Genomic DNA, 18,180 nt, shown 5'->3' with positions numbered 1-18,180 from the left:
GTGTTACGGATTGACGAAGGGTGGAGCCGGAGCGCAAGTCCCCGGTCTCACTTCTTCCGCAAGCTTGGTGCCAGTCGCCGCAAACCCTTGATCCGCAAGGACTTGTGGCTGCGCGGAGGCTAACTGGCTGCGGCGGCAAGCGGCACTACGTCACAGCGTTGAGACAGCGCGGCGGTTCATTCACTCTGGCCGTCGGTGTAACTGGCGCGCGATGGGGCTGCCATGCCATGCTTGGCCAGCAGACGATAGAGCGTCATGCGCGAGACGCCCAGATCGCGCGCCGCCAGCGTGATGTTGCGGCCGGCGCGCAGCAGGCTGGCGTCGATGGCGTCGCGCTCGGCGCGGATGCGGGCGTCGTCCAGCGCCAGCGGCGCCGGTGCGGCGGCGGCCTGCAATCCGAGGTCGGCCGGCAGGATCAACCGCCCTTCAGCCATCACCATGGCGCGCCGCACCCGGTTAATCAGCTCGCGCACATTACCCGGCCAGTGATGGGCGCGGATCGCCTGCGCGGCGGTGCTGCTGAAGCCGCGCACGCGCGGCGCGCGCTCGCTGGCGAAGGTGTGGAAAAAATGTGCGGCCAAGGGCATCAGGTCGTCGCGCCGCTCGCGCAGTGGCGGCACGTCCAGCGCCAGCACGTTGAGGCGGTAATACAAGTCTTCGCGGAAGGCGCCGCGTTGCACCGCCTGCGCCAGGTTGACGTGCGAAGCGGCGATGACGCGCGCATCCACCGTGATACTGCGCGTGCCGCCGACCCGGTAAATGGTTTTCTCCTGCAGGAAGCGCAGCAGATTGGCTTGCAGCTCCATCGGCAGATCGCCGATTTCGTCAAGGAAGATGGAGCCGCCCTGCGCGGTTTCGATCAGGCCGCGCTTGTCGCGCGCGGCGCCGGTGAAAGCGCCGCGCTCGTGACCGAATAATTCGGACTGAATCAGTTGCGCCGGAATCGCGCCGCAGTTGATCGGCACGAACGGTCCCTTGCGGCGTGGCGAATGGGCGTGCACCGCCTGCGCCGCCAGTTCCTTGCCGCTGCCGCTCTCGCCCCAGATCAGCACCGGCGCGCTGGCCTTGGCCACTTTGGCGATCTGCCGCCGCAAGCGCGTGATGGCGACGCTGGTGCCGGTCAGCATGGCGTCGTCGCCAACCCCGGCCGCTTGCTTGGCGCCGGTGGCGCGCGGCGACGCATCGTCATCGCCACACAGCGCGGCCATGCCGAGCGCGTGGCCCAGCGCGTGGCGCAAGCGCTGATGGTCGAGCGGCCAGGTGTGATAGTCGTCGCACAGCTCATGCACCAGTTGGCGCCAGGCCGGCTGCGCCAGCGCGGCCGGCGGCAGCACGGCAATCCAGCGCGTCCCGTGCCGCGCGCCATGCTCGCGCAGCAGCGCATGCAGACTGTCGCAACTATCCTCCGGCTGCACCAGCAACAGCCCGACCGCGCACGGCGTGCTAGTTAAATGACGGCGCGCGTCGGCCAGCGTCGCCGCGCGAACCACCTCCCAGTCGGCCGGCAGGCCAGGCGAGCCGGTGCCCACACAGAGTATCGATTTGGTCGTCATCCCGGTTGGACGGGAAATGATATGAAAAGTTCAAGGCTTGCCCCACTGTCGAGCCCAATATAGAATGCGCGCAGCTTTTTTGACCAGCTCCATACCAGCTTGTCAACAGTGCACAAAATATAAAACCACGGGATGTAGTGAGATGACTGATTTTGAATTGAAGCCGACCGCGCTGCCGAGTTGGCGCCAACGGACTTCGCTGCGCGTGCTGAACCTGTTCGGCTGGCGCATGCTGTACCGCCCCCTGCCCGGCCCACGCGGCATCGTGGTGGTGTACCCGCACACCTCGAACTGGGACTTCATTGTCGGCCTGTTCGGCAAATGGGCGTTGAACCTGCCGTTCCGCTGGCTGGCCAAGGATTCGCTGTTCAAGTCGCCGCTGGGCGGCTGGTTCCGCTCGCTCGGCGGCGAGCCGGTCGACCGCAGTGCGCCGCAAGGCATGATCCGCTCCCAGGCCGAACGCATGAACGCGGCCGACTGGTACTGGCTGGCGATCACGCCGGAAGCCACGCGCAGCTACCGCCCCAACTGGAAGAGCGGTTTCTATCATCTGGCGCTGGAGGCCAAGGTGCCGCTGTGCCTGGTCTACATCGATTACCCGAACAAGACGCTGGGCGTGGTCGACCATCTGCACCTGAGCGGCGACCAGGAAGCCGACCTGGCCGCGATCCGCGCCGTGTACGAAGGCCATCGCGGCCGCTTCCCGAAAAACCAGGCGCCCATTGTGCTGCAGGAGCGCCGCGCCGACGAGCGTCGCTAAGTTTTACGCGGTCGCCACCAGCGCCACGCCGGTGGCGGCAATCGCCGCGCCCGACAGCTTGAGCGCCAGCGCCGGGCTGACGCGGCCCAGCAAACTCCCACCATACACCAGCACCGCACTGGCCGCGAGCAGGCCGAGCGCGCTGGACGCCTGCGGCAGTTCCAGTCCGTGCGCATTCCCGTGCAACAGTGCGAACGCACCCACCATGGTAGCGGCCAGCGCGGCCGGCAGACGCGCGGCCATGGCGATCAACACCCCCATCAACGCGACCGTCAGCGCGATGCCGGTTTCGAGTCCCGGCGCGGCGTAGCCGGCGGCACCGGCGGCCATGCCGGCCATCAGCGCGCCGATGAAGGTAGCCGGCAGCCATTTGGCGTTCTGCTGGCGCACGCTCCACGCGCCCACCGACACCATGGCCAGCAGGTGATCGAGGCCGGTGAACGGATGCGCAAAGCCGGACAGGAAGCCGTGCGTGTGCGCGCCCTCGCCGGTGTGGGCGAAGGCGGCGGTGCTGGCGGCGCTCAGCGCCAGCGTGACGATGATCTTTTTCATGTTCTCTCCCTTTTATTGATCCAGTAAGCCTTGTTCGCGGATGTAGCTGATGACCTGCTCCACGCCCTCGCCGCTGCGCAGGTTGGTGAAGATGAACGGCCGGCTGCCGCGCTGCTGTTTGGCGTCGCGCGCCATGATGTCCAGGTTGGCGCCGACGTGCGGCGCCAGGTCGGTCTTGTTGATGATCAGCAGATCCGAGCGCGTGATGCCGGGGCCACCCTTGCGCGGGATTTTCTCGCCGCCGGCGACGTCGATCACGTAGATGGTCAGGTCGGACAGCTCGGGGCTGAAGGTGGCTGCCAGGTTGTCGCCGCCGGATTCGACCAGGATCAGGTCCAGGTCCGGGAAGTCGGCCTGCATGCGGGCGATGGCTTCGAGGTTGATCGAGGCGTCCTCACGAATCGCGGTGTGCGGGCAGCCGCCGGTTTCCACGCCCATCAGGCGTTCGGCCGGCAGCGCGTCGGCGCGCAGCAGGATTTCCATGTCCTCTTTGGTGTAGATGTCGTTGGTGATGACGGCCATGTCGTAATGGTCGCGCATGCCCTTGCACAGCATTTCGCACAGCGCGGTCTTGCCGGAACCGACAGGGCCGCCGATGCCGACGCGGAGTGGATTGGATGTAGTCATGATGTAGTCTCTTTATGATCGGTATAAACGGCTGTATTGGACTTCGTGCTGCATCGACAGCAGCGACAGGCCGGGCGCCCAGTTGCACATGTCGTCATCGCTGACGGTTTGCGCGTGGCGCGCGGCGGCTTCGATTTCTTCACGCAGCGACAGCAGCATGCGCTGGCCGGCCACCTGCCCCAGTGGCACGGATTTGACGCAGACCAGTACCTGGTTTTCGGCCCAGGCGAACAGCATGGCCAGCAGCGCGGCGTCGTGCGGGATGCCCAGTGCGGCGACGGCGCAGGCGAATGCGGTGGGCAGTGCGACTTCGGGTTCGGCTTGCAGGTGGGCCAGCATCTCGGCATCGGTGATGCCTAGTTCGGCCACCAGCTTGGTGAGCGAGTAGCCCATCTGGATGGTCTCGGCGCGGAATTCGGCGCTGTCGCGCGAGGCGATGAATTTTTCGCTCCATTCGCTGACGGCATTCCAGTCGCGGCACGACCAGGCTTGCATCAGGCGCCAGGCGATAGGCGCTTCCCATTGCGCCACCACTTCGTGCAGATGGCGCACGATCCAGGCGCGCGCGGTGTCGGCGTTGCGCACAGTGCCCGCCTCCAATGCGGCTTCCAGCCCTTGCGAATAGCTGTAGGCGCCGATCGGCAGCGCGGGGCTGGCGAACTGCAGCAAATTGAGGAGCGCGGCGGCCTGCATTTATTTCGGGTCGCTCGGGCGGTGGATCTTTTGGCGCAGCGGAATCGGCGCCAGCGGGCCGGCGCCGTGGTCGTGGTGATGCCCGTGGCCGCCGCCGTAAGCGCCGGATTCCGGCTCGAACGCCGACAACTCTTCCACCACCGTCGCACCGAGGCCGGTCAGCATCTCCTTCAGCACCGCGTCGGCGCGGATGCGCAGGAAGCCATCGCCCACCTGCGCCTGGGTGTGACGATTCCCCAGATGGAAAGCACAGCGCAGCAGTGCATGCGCATCAGCGCAGGTGACTTTGTAGGTCGGTTCCGGCGCGGCCACCACGCGGATCACGCGCTTGTCTTCACCGGTCAGCAGGTCGCCGTCACGCAGCACGGTGCCGCGCACGGTGAACACCGCCACCTCTTCGCCGGTGTCCAGCGCCGCGCGCAGGCGGCACTTCTCGCGCAGTTCATATGGCAGCACCAACTGCGCGGCTACGCTGTCGGCGTGCGGAATTTTGGTATGTAAAGTCAGCATAATCAGAACAGGAAATAGCGCTGCGCCATCGGCAGCACGGCGGCGGGTTCGCACACCAGCAGCTCGCCATCGGCGCGCACTTCATAGGTTTCGGGATTGACGTCCATCTTCGGCGCCAGACCGTTGTGGATCATGTCCGACTTGCGCAGCGAGCGCATGCCCTTGGCCACGATCAGCGTTTTGTTCAACTTCAGCATGTCGCCGATGCCAGCGTCGTACGCCGCCTGCGACACAAAGGTGAAGGACTTTTTCAAGCCGCCGCCAAAGCTGCCGAACATCGGCCGGTAATGCACCGGCTGCGGCGTCGGAATCGACGCGTTCGGGTCACCCATCAGCGCCGCCGCGATCATGCCGCCTTTCAGTATGGTCTGCGGCTTGACGCCAAAGAAGGCCGGCTTCCACAGCACCAGATCGGCGATCTTGCCGACCTCGATCGAACCCACCGCATGCGAAATGCCGTGCGTGATGGCCGGGTTGATGGTGTACTTGGCGATGTAACGCTTGACGCGGAAGTTATCATTGCGCGACGAATCCTGCGGCAGCGGCCCACGCTGCACCTTCATCTTGTGCGCGGTTTGCCAGGTGCGCATGATCACCTCGCCCACGCGGCCCATGGCCTGCGAGTCCGACGACATCATCGACACCGCGCCGATATCGTGCAGGATATCCTCGGCGGCGATGGTCTCGCGGCGGATGCGCGATTCGGCAAACGCCACGTCCTCGGTAATCGCGGCATCCAGGTGATGGCATACCATCAGCATGTCCAGATGCTCGTCCAGCGTGTTGACCGTGTAGGGCCGGGTCGGATTGGTCGACGACGGCAGCACATTCGATTCACCCACCGCCGCGATGATGTCCGGCGCATGGCCGCCGCCCGCGCCCTCGGTGTGGAAGGTGTGGATGGTGCGGTCCTTGAACGCCGCCAGCGTGTCGGCCAGATAGCCGCCCTCGTTCAGTGTGTCGCTGTGGATCGCGACCTGGATGTCCATGCTGTCGGCCACCCACAGGCAGTTGTCGATCGCGGCCGGGGTGCTGCCCCAGTCCTCGTGCAGCTTCAAACCAATCGCGCCAGCGCGGACCTGTTCCTCCAGCGGCGCTGGCAGGCTGACATTGCCCTTGCCGAGAAAGCCCAGATTCATCGGGAACGCATCAGCCGCCTGCAGCATCGCGTGCAAATGCCACGGTCCCGGCGTGCAAGTGGTGGCCGAGGTGCCGGCCGATGGACCGGTGCCGCCGCCGATCATGGTGGTGACGCCGCTCATCAGCGCCTCCTCGATCTGCTGCGGGCAGATGAAGTGGATGTGCGTGTCTACGCCGCCGGCGGTGACGATCATGCCCTCGCCCGCGATGATCTCGGTCGCACCGCCGATCGCCATCGTCACATTCGGCTGGATGTCGGGGTTGCCGGCCTTGCCGATGCCGGCGATGACACCGTTCTTCAGGCCGATGTCGGCCTTGACGATGCCCCAATGGTCGATGATCACCGCATTGGTGATCACCGTATCCATCACATCGGCGGCCACGCGCTGCGACTGGCCCATGCCGTCGCGGATCACTTTGCCGCCGCCGAATTTCACTTCCTCGCCGTAGGTGGCGTAGTCCTTCTCGATTTCGATAAACAGTTCGGTGTCCGCCAGACGGATGCGGTCACCGGTGGTGGGACCGAACATCTCCGCGTAGGCGCGGCGCGAGATTGTAGCCATGAGAGCCTTTTAGCTTTTTGGTGGTGTGGAGTTCAGCTTGCCCATTACTTTGCCATTGAAGCCATAGACTTCCTGGTCGCCATCCAGCTTGACCAGTTCCACGGTACGCTGCTGGCCCGGTTCGAACCGCACGGCGGTGCCGGCGGCGATATTCAGGCGCATGCCGTAAGCCTTCCAGCGCTCCAGCTTGAGCACCGAGTTGACTTCAAAAAAATGAAAATGCGAGCCGATTTGCACCGGGCGGTCACCCTGGTTGGTAACGACGACGGTGGTGGTTTCGCGGCCCACATTGAGGCCGATCTCGCCTTCTTCTAGCTTGTATTCGCCGGGGATCATGATGAACTCCTTATGGGATGGGGTTGTGGACAGTCACAAGCTTGCTCCCATCTGGGAACATCGCTTCCACCTGGATGTCTGGGATCATTTCGGGGATACCCTCCATGACGTCGGCGCGCGTGAGTATGCGCGTGCCGTCGGACATCAGTTCTGCGACAGTTTTGCCGTCGCGGGCACCTTCCATGATGGCGCAGGTAATCAGCGCCACCGCTTCCGGGTAATTCAACTTCAAGCCGCGGGCCAGCCGGCGTTCAGCCAGCAGGCCTGCGGTAAAAATCAACAGCTTGTCTTTTTCGCGTGGAGTCAGGTCCATTCGTGTATCTCTCTCAGGTTTGCCAGATGCGCGGCGTCACCGCCTCGCGCCCCAGCAGGTGTGGACGCAGATGGCGCCATACGGTCAGCATCAGGCGGCGCGCGGTCTCGCTGTCGTCGCCCAGGTGGCGCGCCACCAGCACGCCCTTGGTCTGGGTGATGCCGAAGACGTGCTCGCCGTCGGCACCGATGGCGGCGCGGATGTCATTCAGCACGGCAGCCGGCAGCGGCTTGCCGGCGGCGGTCAAGGTCGCGCACACGGTCTTGCCGTGCAGCGTCAGCGGGCTATCCAGGCGGCCGCCTATCAGATCGCCCTGCTCCCACCAGATCAAGCGCCCTGCGCGGCGGATGCTGCTGCGCTGACGCACGCGGCCGGTGTTGAACACCTCGCCCGAGCCGCGCCGGCCCATGCACAGGATCTCGCAGCCGAGGAAGGTGGCGCCCTCGGCCAGTTCAACGTGCTGCTCCAGCACCACGTTAGCGGTATCAAAGAAGATGGTTTCCTGCGGCAGCCATTCCAGTGCCGCGTGTTCGTTCACATGCAGGTGCACGCTCTGGCGCGACACCTTGCCGTTGGCCTGGTACCACTTGGCGGCGCCCGGCGTGGTGATGAAGGCGTGCGCCTGTGCGCCGACGCCAATGTCGATTTCCAGCTGATCGCCGCCCACCACGCCGCCCGGCGGATGGACGATGATGGCCTGGCATACCCGCTCGTCTTCCGGGTACAACGCCTTCTGCACCCGCAGCGGGCCGTGGTGCAGCTTGTTATATAGACGGGTAGTGCCGGCGTCATCCGCAAAACCCAGCGTGAGACTGGCCTGCCAGGCGCCAGGGCTGGCTGTCAGGTCGCGCGGTGCGGTGCAATCGGGCATGGCTCACTAATGGTTCAAATAATGTTCTGTCCTATGCAAGCCCTGTGCCAGCCCCAGGAGACGCTGGACGGCGTCGGCCGCACCAATAAGTGGCATCGCGCACTAAAGTGGTGCGAATCGCAATTACCTCTGCCAGCAAAAGCGTTTTCTCCTCCGGCAGAGCTCGCCTTGTTGTAAAAAAGTGCCGTACAGCAAAATATTTCGCACTTTCGCCGCCATCAAAAGTCTTACCGCGTGCGCCAAAAGCAGCATTTTTACGGTTGAGGAATAATTGAACTCATTGAAGCGCGGAAACAAAAGTTGTCACGACGCGCTAAACCAAAACTTCAAGGGAGAGCATCATGAAAAGCAAGTCTGTGAACCGCATCCTGGCCTGTGCCACCATCGCCGCCATCCTGGTGCCGGTCGTCGGCGGCGCGGCGGTGTACAGCAACGGCACCAAAACCACCACCTTCGACGTTACGCTGAAGATCATTGCCGACTGCACCATCTCCGCCGCCACGCTGGACTTCGGCCAGTCGCAGGGCGTGCTGGCCACCACCGTCAACGCCACCAGCAACCTGAGCGTCACCTGCACCAACACCACGCCGTACAACATCGGCCTGAACGCCGGTACCGGCGCCGGCTCCACCATCGCCGCCCGCGTCATGAGCGGCACCGGTGGCAACACCAGCACCGTGAGCTACACGCTGAAGCAGACTTCCGGCGGCGCCAACTGGGGTACCACCCAGGGCACCGACACCGTATCGGGCGTCGGCACCGGCAGCGCCGTCTCGATTCCGGTGTACGGCAACATCCCGGTGCAAACCACGCCGCAACCAGACACCTATAAGTCGACGATCACCGCCACCGTCTACTTCTAATACCGCATTCGCCGCCGCCAGCCCGCAACCACGGTTGACCGACGCGCTCCAGCATTCCTCCCGGCGCCCCATCCCGCGCCAGTGCCATCCCCTTGTGTTTTCAAGACCGCCCCAGCTTAGCGGCAAGTTTATTCCGCCACTTACTGGAGAACCATCATGGTCCGCACCCGCATCGCCGCCGCCTTCGCCATCGTCACCCTGCTCGCTCCCATGCTGAGCGGTGCCGCCGTCTACAGCAACGGCAGCAAAACCACCACCTTCGACGTGACGGTGAAGATCATCGCCGACTGCACCATCGCCGCCTCGCCGCTGGACTTTGGCCAGTCGCAGGGCGTGCTGGCCACCGCGGTCAACTCCAACACCACGCTGCAAGTTACCTGCACCAATACCACGCCGTACAACGTTGGCCTCAGCGCCGGCACCACCAGCGGTTCGTCGATCGCCTCCCGCCTGATGGGCGGCACTGGCGGCAACACCAGCACCGTCGCCTTCAACCTGAACCTGACCGCCGGCGGCGGCAACTGGGGCAATACCCAAGGCACCGACACCTTGTCCGGCACCGGTAGCGGCGCCATCCAAAGCCTCACCGTGTACGGCGTGGTGCCGGCGCAAAGCACGCCGCAACCGGACACCTACAAATCCACCATCACCGCCACCATCTACTTCTGAGCGATTCTTGCCACGGCCGCAATGGAGCTTTGCGCTCGGCGGTCTTGGTGCCGGCGCCGCACGTCCCCATACTCTGCTACTCGTATTTGATACCTGGAGCAGAACATGAAAGTATTCGTCACCGGCGCCGCCGGTTTTATCGGTAGCTCAATCGCGGCTGGCCTGGTCAAGGCTGGGCATGAAGTGGTTGGCCTGGTGCGCAAGCCGGAGCAACTGGAAGAAGTTCGCAAGATCGGCGTCACCGGCGTATTGGGCACGCTCACCGACCGCGAACTGCTGATCGCGCAAGCGCGCGCAGCGGACGCCGTCATCAACACCGCCAGCAGCGACAACCGCGCGGCGGTGGAAGCCTTCGTCGAAGCGCTGGCCGGCAGCGGCAAAGTATTCCTGCACACCAGCGGTTCCAGCATCGTCGGCGACGCCTCCGGCGGCGAAGGCACCGACCAGATCTACCACGAAGACCATCTGCCCGAGCCCACTGCGGACAAGGCCGCGCGCGTCGCCATCGACCGCCTGGTGCTGGACGCGGCGCAGCAAGGCGTGCGCTCGGCGGTGCTGTGCAATACCCTGATCTACGGTCACGGCGCGCTGCCGCGCGACTCGGTGCAGCTGCCACGTTTGCTGAAGCAGGCACGCAAGAGCGGCATCGTGCGCCACGTCGGCCCGGGTCGCAATATCTGGTCCAATGTGCATATCGACGACGTGGTCGACCTGTACCTGCTGACGCTCGACAAGACCGAAGCCGGCGCGTTCTACTTCGTTGAAAACGGCGAGGCCGCGTTCCGCGACATGAGCACCGCCATCGCCCACGCGCTTGGGCTGGGCGAAGCGCAGGACTGGCCGCTGGAGCAAGCCAAGGAGGAATGGGGTTACGAGATGGCCTCGTACGGCCTGGGTTCCAACAGCCGCGTGCGCGGTGAGCGCGCGCGCAAACTGGGCTGGCAGCCGCATCGCCCGCCGGTGCTGGAGTGGATTGCAAAAGACATGCTCAATCCACCGGTCTGGCCCTAATCAGGTCGGCTACCATTGCCACGAGAATACATAGCCCCCTAGCCTTGCCCACACCACTGCGGCAACGTGTCTCTTTTGGATGTCTCTTTCTGTCTCTTTTGTCCGCGTTTCGCCTTTGTGCAGCGCACCACCGCACCAGAGACAGGCCCCGACAAAAGGAGACAAAAAGAGACGTGCAAACGAGGCACGTTGCCGCAGGGGGTGATACACGATCACCCACCCAACGCCAGTTCGCCTATTTCGTGGAAGACACGCGCCGGCCGCTCGGCCATCAGCGTCTCAATCAGATTGTAGCCCCAGGCCACCGCGCCAAAATCCGCGCCCGCCTCGGCGGCCACCTTCGCATCACGGATCTCATCGCCCACCATCAGCGTGTGTTCCGGCGCTACGCCCGCAGCGGCCAACACCTTGCGCACCTTCGGCAACTTGCCAAACAAGGACGCGCCGCACTCGAAGTGGCTGAACAGCGCCTCATTGTCAGGCCCCAGTGTAGCGACCACATTGCTTAGCGAGTTAGAGCTGACAAGCGCCAACCGTACCCCACGCTGGCTCAAGACGCGCAGCATGTCGTCAACGCCCGGGAACAAGCGAATCTCGTCCAGGCGATCCGCCATGCGCGAGCGCATAAAGCTGGCGATCATCGGCACCTTCCACAGCGGAATCTTATGGAGAGCCATAATCTGCCGCGCATCCAGCCCCCGCAGCAGATGCCGCTGCTCGTGGTCCAAACGCTTGAAATGATACTTATCCGCTGCCTCATCGAACAGACGCAGAAAAACCGGCATCGTATCCGCCAGCGTGCCGTCAAAATCAAAAATAATCAGTTGGTGCTTCAAGCGTATCCTCAAAGTATATTTTCTTGGAAAAATAATCTAATGTTACCGTTTTTTCAGAAAACAGTGAGAGGCCAATTATTCCAAAGATGGGATTTTCTTCCGAAGGTTCCTCGTCCGGAATCTGGCAATAAGTCACGGCAGTCCCAACAGGTATCAGGATTTCATTTAAAGATAATTTTTCCTTAAGAGGAGCACTTAAACAAAATATCATCTTTCCAAAGCGTTGAGTACTGAACGATGTCGCCTTACCATCTTTCACCCCAGTTAAGCTCATCCAATTCTTCTTCAAATAAATTATGATCCCTGCCGTAGCACTTCCAGTATCGAGCAACATCTTGTGCGATTGCTTCTTGCCATCTTCCATGGTTAGCACTGGAACCACGCCCTTGCCCGTGCTGGCCAATTCCAATTCTGCGGACTCATAGCGCCCACGCATCAGCTCATAAGCGCCGGGGTGGAACTGATAGCGTGCATTACGCAAATCCAATGACAGGCTCCCCTGTAAAAATTCATCATTTCCCAAACTGCCTACAACCTTACTACCATCGTGCTCACAATCCATCGGCCCAGGTTCATTTCGTTCGTATATCAACGAAAAGGTGGCATGCCTCACAGGAATCCCAGTCACAGAGAAATCTTTGACTAACAATTTTTCGGAAGACAAAGCATCTTTGTAATAATTTGGCAAATTATTTCTATACAAAATACTCGCATCCACCCCTGTGTCATATTGCATATAGCACGACCACTGATCTATTTTTACCGGGAAAAGCAAAGCTGCCTTCTTGGACTCCAATCCAAGCACCGTGCTTTCAGCCCAAATAAACTTATTCCACTCCGCATGCGCTGAGAAGACAATCAATAGCCATCCGAACACAATGTACGATAATTTCTTGCAACACGACGTTCCCATTAATTCTTTCAAAAATTAATTCGTTGGATGGAAGGTCAACGCTTGCTGCCGAACGTCGTCGACTATTGGCCGTGGTGTGACAGCAATTTGTATGCTGCCGCCGACTATCGCAGCTGCGGCGAAACGCGGTGCGTGCGGAACGCCGTTTTCCGGGTAATTCACAAGCAGGTTGGGCGATTCGATGACACGGCCATTAAGCAATGGACGGTGAAAGGTGACGGTCACCGTTGGGATTGCAGAAGCCAATCCGTAGACCTCAACAAAGGACGCCAGCTGAGAGCCGAGCAAGGCATTGGCGCCATCCATGCGGAGTGATCCCGGCGTGCATACGCTCGTGCCAGTTGCATCCTGTACGGTGGCGGTAAGCCAATTCTGCCCGCCTTTTTCTTCGCGGGTGACAACGTACGCATAGTGGCCGCTGTGCCAGTGACAGGAGGAACGGACACTCAAGAAATTGCCTTCGTAACCATCGGCTTCGAAATGCGTTCCTGGAGGTCCCTGCGCGTAATCCAGATCAATCGTGTTCCCGGTGGCCCAACGAGAGAACAAGGTTCCACGTCCGAGCGGAACCAACGTGTGCTCGCTGATGCTTGGCCAGCCGGCTACTCGGGTTTGAACACCACCGTAGAAATTCGCGCCGCCCGCAGTCATGAGACCGAGTGGTGCAATATACAGATCCACGTTGTCCGGAATGTCGTTCGAAATGTCGAATGCAATGCTTAGCGTATCGAGTCGTTCATTTGCAGGTAAAGTCCACCAGATATCGGCTAAATGCCATGGATAGGATGGTGGAGCAGCGGCCAAGCACGCAGGTAGCAAAAGCGCGGAGACCGTGAAGATTAACGCCCGCAGCGTCGTCGAGTATTGTTGCTGCGCTACGCGCATGGTCAGATTCATCAGTTGAATAAATTTTCAGTCAGTCCAGGCCAGCATTAAATCGCTTTAGCTACAACAGTGATGAGCAAGGCCGATGGAACAAGAAGCACTTGTGCTAACAAAGTGCCCGATAAGCGACTGACAACAAGCCATACCACGGCACCTCGGAATTGGGTCTCACTCACCTTCCCTTCAATAACATCATCAGTCATACCCGACATGTGCGGATCAATGAACACTGCCATCATGACTGTCGCCCCGCCGTTGATAATTGAAGACAAGGTGCTTGATGTCACTCGAACTGATGGGTCCAACACCCCGGCGTACAACGCAGCGAATACCCCAACTGTCCACAGAGCAGTGGCGAGAACGTTCAGTAGGGTGACGGATAAAGAAACGCTTTTAGTATCGCGCAAACCAGCGATATTGGCGGTTCGAGGCATGCTGGCGTTATCTTTCAGATACGACAGCCCGCCTTTAAAGAAACCGTGCAATATCAGCTTCGGTACAGAGCGATGTATTTGGAAATGAAGCACCGCACGGGAAAAGACGCGCTGAAATGTCGGAATCAAAATAGCACCGACAATCGTTGCCAGAGATGCTGATATCAACAACCACCGAAAATCATCAAGCAGACCAACGCCCGAAGATGGCATGCCGATACTTGACTCTACGCGCTTCGCCAGGAATGGGCCAAGAAAGGAGTTGGATGTCCTTGATACAAGCACGAGAATGCTAAACAACGCCAACGATACAGCGATACGTCGAGTCCTGATTCCTGCTATCCGAACTGAGTACGCAAGTGTGCCTATCAGATGAATCACAAACGTCAGAAAGCAAATGAAAAGGAGTTGGCGGTCCATCAGGGCTCAATACATAATTAATCAATTGGCAAGCACAAGAAAACGCCCCCTTGGCCGCCCACTATCCATCCTGAAGCAGGTTCAATGATCGATCGCGCTTACAAGCTGATTCGCGCGTTTCGATGATTGCGTATCATCCGCAGGAAAATGCAGTCCGAGCGATAAAATCTGTGCCGGCATACCGTCAGCGCTTAGATTCAATTCGTAAAAAACTGGCTGGCCATCACTGGCGGTGGAGGCATATCGAATTTGAACAAACTTCTGAGGTTTCAGCGCTGTATTTCGGGGTGCCGCGATTTCCAGCTTGACACTCTTTCAATTTACCTCCGTAGCTCGCGCGAACTCAATCAGCGTATCATCCGGCCAGCTTTGATCATACAAGGGCGGCGCGTAGCGCATATGGGACTGAGCATCGAGGCGCTCGGCCGACAGCTTTTCGCGGCGCGTGCCGGAGATCAGCGTTGCGCCATCTATTGGAAAATCGGTCAGGTAAAAAACCCGGCTTTTTGATGTGTGGCACACCCCACCCAACGGAACCAGATAAGCCAGTTTGATGAACGAGGCGTCGAACTTGTCGACCGCCCACCGCACCTCGCATTCCAGCCGCAGGTCGCCCAGACGGCGCGTTCCAGCCGGCAGGCCAGGCGTATGAATATCCGGACGCCAGCGATACAAGCCCTTTTTGCTGCTGAGCCGCAGATCGGCGTCGTCTTTGGCCGCCGCCTCATCGCGCGGCAGTGAAAAGGTGGCATTGGCCGCGATCGGGACGTCGATGTTGGTGCTGTCTCCCACGATGCGCAGCGTCAGATCCGCGGCATTCAGCTTGGGCTGCTGCGGGCGTAAAACAAATCGCAGCTCCCCTGCCGGTGCCAACGCATGGTATTTGTCGAACGCATCCAGGCCATCCAGCATTTTGCGATACGGCTTCCAGTCCGGATCCTTGCTGCCCGCGACGGTCACCTGCTGTGGTGCCTCCTCCTCTGCCGCTGCGCAACCCGATATCAACAACAGCAGAAGCGGAAGAACGATACGCATGGAAGTGTCACGCCTTTCAGTAAAAAGTCCCTTTAAGCATATCATCTTGCCAACAGGGAAAATACGTACATTCTCACACCGGGCGCTTTTTTGATGCACAATACGGCGGTTTCCGCTTATCTGATGCCTCATGACTGACTCCAACGTGTACCGCACTCTGCTTGAATCCACCCGCGCCATCCCCTGGCGCATCGAATGGGCCACGATGCAATTTACGTATATCGGCCCGCAAATTGAGGAGCTGTTGGGCTGGAAGCAGGCCAGTTGGCTGTCCGCGAACGATTGGGCCGATCGCATTCACGAGGAAGACCGCCAGAAAACGGTGGAGTTCTGCATCTCGCAATCGCAACAGGGCGTGGACCACGAGGCTGATTACCGCGCGCTGACCAGCGATGGCGATTACGTCTGGATTCGCGATGTGGTGCACGTGGTGCGACGCGACGACGGCACGGTGGAGGCGCTGGTCGGCTTCATGTTCGACATCACCGAGCGCAAACAGGCGGAAGAAAAAATCCTGCAGCTGCAGCACGAACTGGAAGTGCTGTCCTACCGTGACAGCCTGACCGGCGTCGCCAACCGCCGCATGTTCGATACCTTGTATCCAGTCGAATGGGCCAAGGCCCGCACCAGCGGTCACCCGCTGTCGCTGGTGGTGATCGACATCGACTACTTCAAACAGTACAACGATCACTACGGCCACGTGCAGGGCGATGCCTGTCTGCGCCTGGTGGCGCAGTCACTGGACAGCGCCGCATCGCGTTCACAAGATCTGTGCGCGCGTTTGGGTGGTGAGGAATTCGTCTTGCTGCTGCCGTCCACCGATGCCGCCACGGCGCGCAGCCTGGCCGAGCGCTGTCGCAAGCTGGTGGGACAAAAAGAAATCGCACACGCCCGTTCCGGCGTTGGCCGTTTGGTGACCATCAGCATGGGCGTAGGCACCATTATCCCTGGCGATCAGGATGATCCTAGCGTGTTCCTGGACCGGATCGACCGCCGCCTGTATCAGGCCAAGTCGGCGGGACGCGATCGGATCTGCGACGTCGAGGCATAAGCGCCGTCACAACCGCGCCAGATCGACCTTCGACATGGGCACCGCGCTTTCCATCACGATGCGCAGTGCCTGTGCCGGATCGATGATGTCCTTGCTGGTGTAGATGGACTGCTGTATCGCCAGCCCATACAGAATCGGCCAATGCGCCGGCGTGGGACAAAACGCTTTCACTATCGGGAACAGCTTGGGCCAGAAGGTTTTCAGGTAGATCACCGGCAGATGCCGTGGCGTGTGCTCCGCAGATACGCGCGGCATCCCAAACTGATCGCCGCCCACCACCGCCGCGGTGTGCTGAAAAATCTCGTTCAGATCCGGGAAAGCCTGAGCGCCCGCGTGCTGCGCCGCGCCGCCGGCGATGCCCCATACCGAATACTGCGCGCCAGCGATCGCGTGATTCAACTGATCACCGAAAAAATACTGCTTGCCGTCGTTGGTCTGGATCACCTGAAATGGCGCGGTCTCAGACTGCCCCTGCGCGAACGCCTGCGCGCGCAGGCCGGCCTGACATGCATAGCCAGCCAACGCGCCCAAAGCGCACAGCACCGATTCGATATGCACGCCGTCCGCGCTACGCAGATCATTCAGCAACCGCTGATAGACTTCTTTCGAGCCTAGCTTGGCCCCGATCAGCGGATCTTCCTTGCTGCGCTCACGCACAGCTTCGATCAGCGCCTCCTGCTGCGCATTCGCCGGAGCACCCTTCTTCTCCGCAGAGCGGGCGCCGAACCAGTTACCAAACATAGCCACCTCCCATCAGGGCTTCTGCTGCTCGGGCTCAGGCTCGGCTTCCGCCTTCGCTTTCTGTTCCGCGATCTTGCCGCTCAATGCCTTCAGCGGAGCGGCAATGTCGATCACCTTGCCGTTCACCACCAGCTTGCCGTCCTTGATCTCGATGGTCGAACGCAGTTCGTTCTGCTCCACCACCGCAAAGCCGCCGCTGACCGCTTTACCAACCACCATGCTGACCGCCGCGTCGGCGCCGGCGTCAATCTGCTTGGCCGCATCCGGCGCCGCTGGATCGACCGACTTGGCGGCGAACCCGCGCGACACATCACGCACCAGCGCCACCGGCACACGCACCTCAAACCGCGCCACCAGTTTCTTCGCCAGCGTCGCCATGTCCGAGAAGTCCGCCTCCTTCACCTTCTGAAAGCCGATGCGCCCCTTGATCGCGGCGACATTGCCACGGTACGACGTGCTGATATCGTCGATCACCAAGGTCGCGCCGGCGACCGCTGCGCGCTTGCCGAAATCCGCCAGGCTTTTCAGCATGACTTCCTGCTGCGCCTTTTGATCCAGCTTGCTGTCCTGCTGCGCGCGCAGCGTCTTGTCCAGGTCCGCCAGCGACTTGGACGGAATATTCGTCAGGCGGAACGCAAAATTGGTGCGGTCGATCTGCTCACCACCCACCACAATGCTCTTGATCGAGCTGCGATAAGCGATTTCCGCCATCTTGCCGCGACGCGTCACCTCCGAACGCGCCTCGATGTCCTCGATGCGCCCCACTTCCTTGCTCTCGCTCTCACCGTCCGGCGCGCTGCGAATGGTAGTCACGCCGATCTTGAAGTTGGCCGTACCATAAGCGACGTTGTCGGCGCCGCGCAGCTGGCGGCTGTTCATGGTCATGTCCAATACGCTGACGACGCTTTTCTTGGCGGTGACGATCAGCGACGGCCAGGTAGCGTCGATATTCAGCGCGCGCCCGGCTTTATCGGTCGCGATGTTCGCCACCAATTCGGTCCACGCAAAATTGGTGCCGTCTTCCAGCGAGTGGTTGTACGGCGCCAGCTTGCCGACGTAATTGATCTGCCCCTTGGCCACTGACGGCACGCGCTCCAGCGGGAACGGTTGCTCGGCGCCGAAGTACTCTTTAAGTTTGGGACGCAGCTCGGGAGAAAACTGGAATTTGCTGTACTGCTCCAGCTGTTTGGCGATATTACGCTCGCCGGCCGACGCCGACTTCAGTTCCTTGACCATGCCGGCCACGGTTTGCGCGAATTCTGTGTTGGGAACTGTTGCCGGTTCGTCGGCGTAGGAAGGCATGGCCAGCACCGCGCTGGTCATGGTTACTGCGAGTAGCGTCTTTTTCAAAGCATCATCCGGAGGGTTTCGAAGTAATAGTATTTTACTTAACGATTCTCTCCA

21 protein-coding genes are annotated in these 18,180 nt (G+C 60.9%); 5 read left to right on the top strand and 16 right to left on the bottom strand.

Features of this window, described 5'->3' with window-relative positions:
• Positions 1 to 176 precede the first annotated feature (176 nt).
• Entirely contained in the window at positions 177 to 1,553 is a 1,377-nt protein-coding gene (locus GJ699_RS01850; RefSeq protein ID WP_154372536.1) for a sigma-54 dependent transcriptional regulator, read from the bottom strand.
• 142 nt (positions 1,554 to 1,695) lie between these two features.
• Between GJ699_RS01850 and GJ699_RS01845 the strand changes: the two genes are divergently transcribed.
• Positions 1,696 to 2,313, top strand: coding sequence for a 1-acyl-sn-glycerol-3-phosphate acyltransferase (locus GJ699_RS01845; RefSeq protein WP_154372534.1), 618 nt, complete (start codon positions 1,696 to 1,698; stop codon positions 2,311 to 2,313).
• A gap of 3 nt (positions 2,314 to 2,316) precedes the next feature.
• Here GJ699_RS01845 and GJ699_RS01840 read toward each other — a convergent pair whose 3' ends face one another.
• From GJ699_RS01840 to GJ699_RS01805, 8 genes are read right to left on the bottom strand one after another with little or no spacing between them, the layout of a single operon-like run.
• A complete protein-coding gene (locus GJ699_RS01840; protein WP_154372532.1) occupies positions 2,317 to 2,865 on the bottom strand; it encodes a HupE/UreJ family protein in 549 nt (182 codons plus the stop codon).
• A 12-nt stretch (positions 2,866 to 2,877) separates the two neighbouring features.
• On the bottom strand, positions 2,878 to 3,492 hold the full coding sequence (gene ureG, locus GJ699_RS01835) for an urease accessory protein UreG (RefSeq protein ID WP_154372530.1): 615 nt from the start codon (positions 3,490 to 3,492) through the stop codon (positions 2,878 to 2,880).
• Positions 3,493 to 3,504: 12 nt separating this feature from the next.
• Complete coding sequence (locus GJ699_RS01830) at positions 3,505 to 4,185, bottom strand: urease accessory protein UreF (RefSeq protein ID WP_154372528.1); 681 nt, start codon at positions 4,183 to 4,185, stop codon at positions 3,505 to 3,507.
• Positions 4,186 to 4,695, bottom strand: a complete 510-nt coding sequence (gene ureE / locus GJ699_RS01825; protein ID WP_154372526.1) for an urease accessory protein UreE — start codon at positions 4,693 to 4,695, stop codon at positions 4,186 to 4,188.
• Positions 4,696 to 4,697: 2 nt separating this feature from the next.
• A complete protein-coding gene (gene ureC / locus GJ699_RS01820; RefSeq protein ID WP_154372524.1) occupies positions 4,698 to 6,398 on the bottom strand; it encodes an urease subunit alpha in 1,701 nt (566 codons plus the stop codon).
• Between the two features lie 9 nt (positions 6,399 to 6,407).
• Complete coding sequence (locus GJ699_RS01815; protein ID WP_154372522.1) at positions 6,408 to 6,734, bottom strand: urease subunit beta; 327 nt, start codon at positions 6,732 to 6,734, stop codon at positions 6,408 to 6,410.
• 10 nt (positions 6,735 to 6,744) lie between these two features.
• Positions 6,745 to 7,047 (bottom strand): urease subunit gamma, encoded by a 303-nt coding sequence (locus GJ699_RS01810; protein WP_154372520.1) that lies wholly within the window; start codon positions 7,045 to 7,047, stop codon positions 6,745 to 6,747.
• A gap of 13 nt (positions 7,048 to 7,060) precedes the next feature.
• Entirely contained in the window at positions 7,061 to 7,918 is an 858-nt protein-coding gene (locus GJ699_RS01805; RefSeq protein WP_154372519.1) for an urease accessory protein UreD, read from the bottom strand.
• A 341-nt stretch (positions 7,919 to 8,259) separates the two neighbouring features.
• Between GJ699_RS01805 and GJ699_RS01800 the strand changes: the two genes are divergently transcribed.
• From GJ699_RS01800 to GJ699_RS01790, 3 genes are all read left to right on the top strand, one after another.
• Positions 8,260 to 8,781 carry a Csu type fimbrial protein gene (locus tag GJ699_RS01800; protein ID WP_154372517.1) on the top strand — a complete coding sequence of 174 codons (522 nt, stop codon included), beginning with the start codon at positions 8,260 to 8,262 and terminating at the stop codon, positions 8,779 to 8,781.
• A 156-nt stretch (positions 8,782 to 8,937) separates the two neighbouring features.
• Positions 8,938 to 9,450 carry a Csu type fimbrial protein gene (locus GJ699_RS01795; protein ID WP_154372515.1) on the top strand — a complete coding sequence of 171 codons (513 nt, stop codon included), beginning with the start codon at positions 8,938 to 8,940 and terminating at the stop codon, positions 9,448 to 9,450.
• Between the two features lie 105 nt (positions 9,451 to 9,555).
• On the top strand, positions 9,556 to 10,461 hold the full coding sequence (locus tag GJ699_RS01790) for an NAD-dependent epimerase/dehydratase family protein (RefSeq protein WP_154372513.1): 906 nt from the start codon (positions 9,556 to 9,558) through the stop codon (positions 10,459 to 10,461).
• A gap of 212 nt (positions 10,462 to 10,673) precedes the next feature.
• Here GJ699_RS01790 and GJ699_RS01785 read toward each other — a convergent pair whose 3' ends face one another.
• The 5 genes from GJ699_RS01785 to GJ699_RS01765 all read right to left on the bottom strand — a co-directional run bounded on the left by GJ699_RS01785 (position 10,674) and on the right by GJ699_RS01765 (position 14,984).
• Entirely contained in the window at positions 10,674 to 11,297 is a 624-nt protein-coding gene (locus GJ699_RS01785) for an HAD hydrolase-like protein (protein WP_154372511.1), read from the bottom strand.
• Complete coding sequence (locus tag GJ699_RS01780) at positions 11,272 to 12,159, bottom strand: hypothetical protein (protein WP_154372509.1); 888 nt, start codon at positions 12,157 to 12,159, stop codon at positions 11,272 to 11,274. Before GJ699_RS01780 ends, GJ699_RS01785 begins: the two co-directional genes overlap by 26 nt.
• A gap of 66 nt (positions 12,160 to 12,225) precedes the next feature.
• Positions 12,226 to 13,107 (bottom strand): hypothetical protein, encoded by an 882-nt coding sequence (locus tag GJ699_RS01775; RefSeq protein ID WP_154372507.1) that lies wholly within the window; start codon positions 13,105 to 13,107, stop codon positions 12,226 to 12,228.
• Positions 13,108 to 13,142: 35 nt separating this feature from the next.
• Positions 13,143 to 13,949, bottom strand: coding sequence for a lipid II flippase Amj family protein (locus GJ699_RS01770; protein WP_154372505.1), 807 nt, complete (start codon positions 13,947 to 13,949; stop codon positions 13,143 to 13,145).
• Between the two features lie 315 nt (positions 13,950 to 14,264).
• Positions 14,265 to 14,984 (bottom strand): hypothetical protein, encoded by a 720-nt coding sequence (locus GJ699_RS01765; RefSeq protein ID WP_154372503.1) that lies wholly within the window; start codon positions 14,982 to 14,984, stop codon positions 14,265 to 14,267.
• Between the two features lie 130 nt (positions 14,985 to 15,114).
• Here GJ699_RS01765 and GJ699_RS01760 point away from each other — a divergent pair, with 130 nt between their 5' ends.
• Entirely contained in the window at positions 15,115 to 16,035 is a 921-nt protein-coding gene (locus GJ699_RS01760) for a GGDEF domain-containing protein (protein ID WP_154372501.1), read from the top strand.
• A 6-nt stretch (positions 16,036 to 16,041) separates the two neighbouring features.
• On the opposite strand, the gene GJ699_RS01755 is transcribed toward GJ699_RS01760, so the two are convergent.
• Together GJ699_RS01755 and GJ699_RS01750 are read right to left on the bottom strand one after the other, a co-directional pair.
• Positions 16,042 to 16,776: a hypothetical protein gene (locus tag GJ699_RS01755; RefSeq protein ID WP_154372499.1), complete on the bottom strand. Its 735-nt coding sequence runs from the start codon at positions 16,774 to 16,776 to the stop codon at positions 16,042 to 16,044.
• 12 nt (positions 16,777 to 16,788) lie between these two features.
• A complete protein-coding gene (locus tag GJ699_RS01750; RefSeq protein ID WP_154372497.1) occupies positions 16,789 to 18,126 on the bottom strand; it encodes a DUF945 family protein in 1,338 nt (445 codons plus the stop codon).
• Positions 18,127 to 18,180: the final 54 nt, after the last annotated feature.

Origin of the sequence: Duganella guangzhouensis (assembly GCF_009674535.1) — a bacterium.
GTDB lineage: Bacteria > Pseudomonadota > Gammaproteobacteria > Burkholderiales > Burkholderiaceae_D > Rugamonas > Rugamonas guangzhouensis.
This window is presented reverse-complemented; position numbering and strand designations above follow the sequence as displayed.

Bases quoted from the DNA above. Each gene is read 5' to 3' on its own strand.
- GJ699_RS01850 (WP_154372536.1), bottom strand. From the start codon at position 1,553: ATGACGACCAAATCGATACTCTGTGTGGGCACCGGCTCGCCTGGCCTG.
- GJ699_RS01845 (WP_154372534.1), top strand. From the start codon at position 1,696: ATGACTGATTTTGAATTGAAGCCGACCGCGCTGCCGAGTTGGCGCCAA.
- GJ699_RS01840 (WP_154372532.1), bottom strand. From the start codon at position 2,865: ATGAAAAAGATCATCGTCACGCTGGCGCTGAGCGCCGCCAGCACCGCC.
- ureG (WP_154372530.1), bottom strand. From the start codon at position 3,492: ATGACTACATCCAATCCACTCCGCGTCGGCATCGGCGGCCCTGTCGGT.
- GJ699_RS01830 (WP_154372528.1), bottom strand. From the start codon at position 4,185: ATGCAGGCCGCCGCGCTCCTCAATTTGCTGCAGTTCGCCAGCCCCGCG.
- ureE (WP_154372526.1), bottom strand. From the start codon at position 4,695: ATGCTGACTTTACATACCAAAATTCCGCACGCCGACAGCGTAGCCGCG.
- ureC (WP_154372524.1), bottom strand. From the start codon at position 6,398: ATGGCTACAATCTCGCGCCGCGCCTACGCGGAGATGTTCGGTCCCACC.
- GJ699_RS01815 (WP_154372522.1), bottom strand. From the start codon at position 6,734: ATGATCCCCGGCGAATACAAGCTAGAAGAAGGCGAGATCGGCCTCAAT.
- GJ699_RS01810 (WP_154372520.1), bottom strand. From the start codon at position 7,047: ATGGACCTGACTCCACGCGAAAAAGACAAGCTGTTGATTTTTACCGCA.
- GJ699_RS01805 (WP_154372519.1), bottom strand. From the start codon at position 7,918: ATGCCCGATTGCACCGCACCGCGCGACCTGACAGCCAGCCCTGGCGCC.
- GJ699_RS01800 (WP_154372517.1), top strand. From the start codon at position 8,260: ATGAAAAGCAAGTCTGTGAACCGCATCCTGGCCTGTGCCACCATCGCC.
- GJ699_RS01795 (WP_154372515.1), top strand. From the start codon at position 8,938: ATGGTCCGCACCCGCATCGCCGCCGCCTTCGCCATCGTCACCCTGCTC.
- GJ699_RS01790 (WP_154372513.1), top strand. From the start codon at position 9,556: ATGAAAGTATTCGTCACCGGCGCCGCCGGTTTTATCGGTAGCTCAATC.
- GJ699_RS01775 (WP_154372507.1), bottom strand. From the start codon at position 13,107: ATGAATCTGACCATGCGCGTAGCGCAGCAACAATACTCGACGACGCTG.
- GJ699_RS01770 (WP_154372505.1), bottom strand. From the start codon at position 13,949: ATGGACCGCCAACTCCTTTTCATTTGCTTTCTGACGTTTGTGATTCAT.
- GJ699_RS01765 (WP_154372503.1), bottom strand. From the start codon at position 14,984: ATGCGTATCGTTCTTCCGCTTCTGCTGTTGTTGATATCGGGTTGCGCA.
- GJ699_RS01760 (WP_154372501.1), top strand. From the start codon at position 15,115: ATGACTGACTCCAACGTGTACCGCACTCTGCTTGAATCCACCCGCGCC.
- GJ699_RS01755 (WP_154372499.1), bottom strand. From the start codon at position 16,776: ATGTTTGGTAACTGGTTCGGCGCCCGCTCTGCGGAGAAGAAGGGTGCT.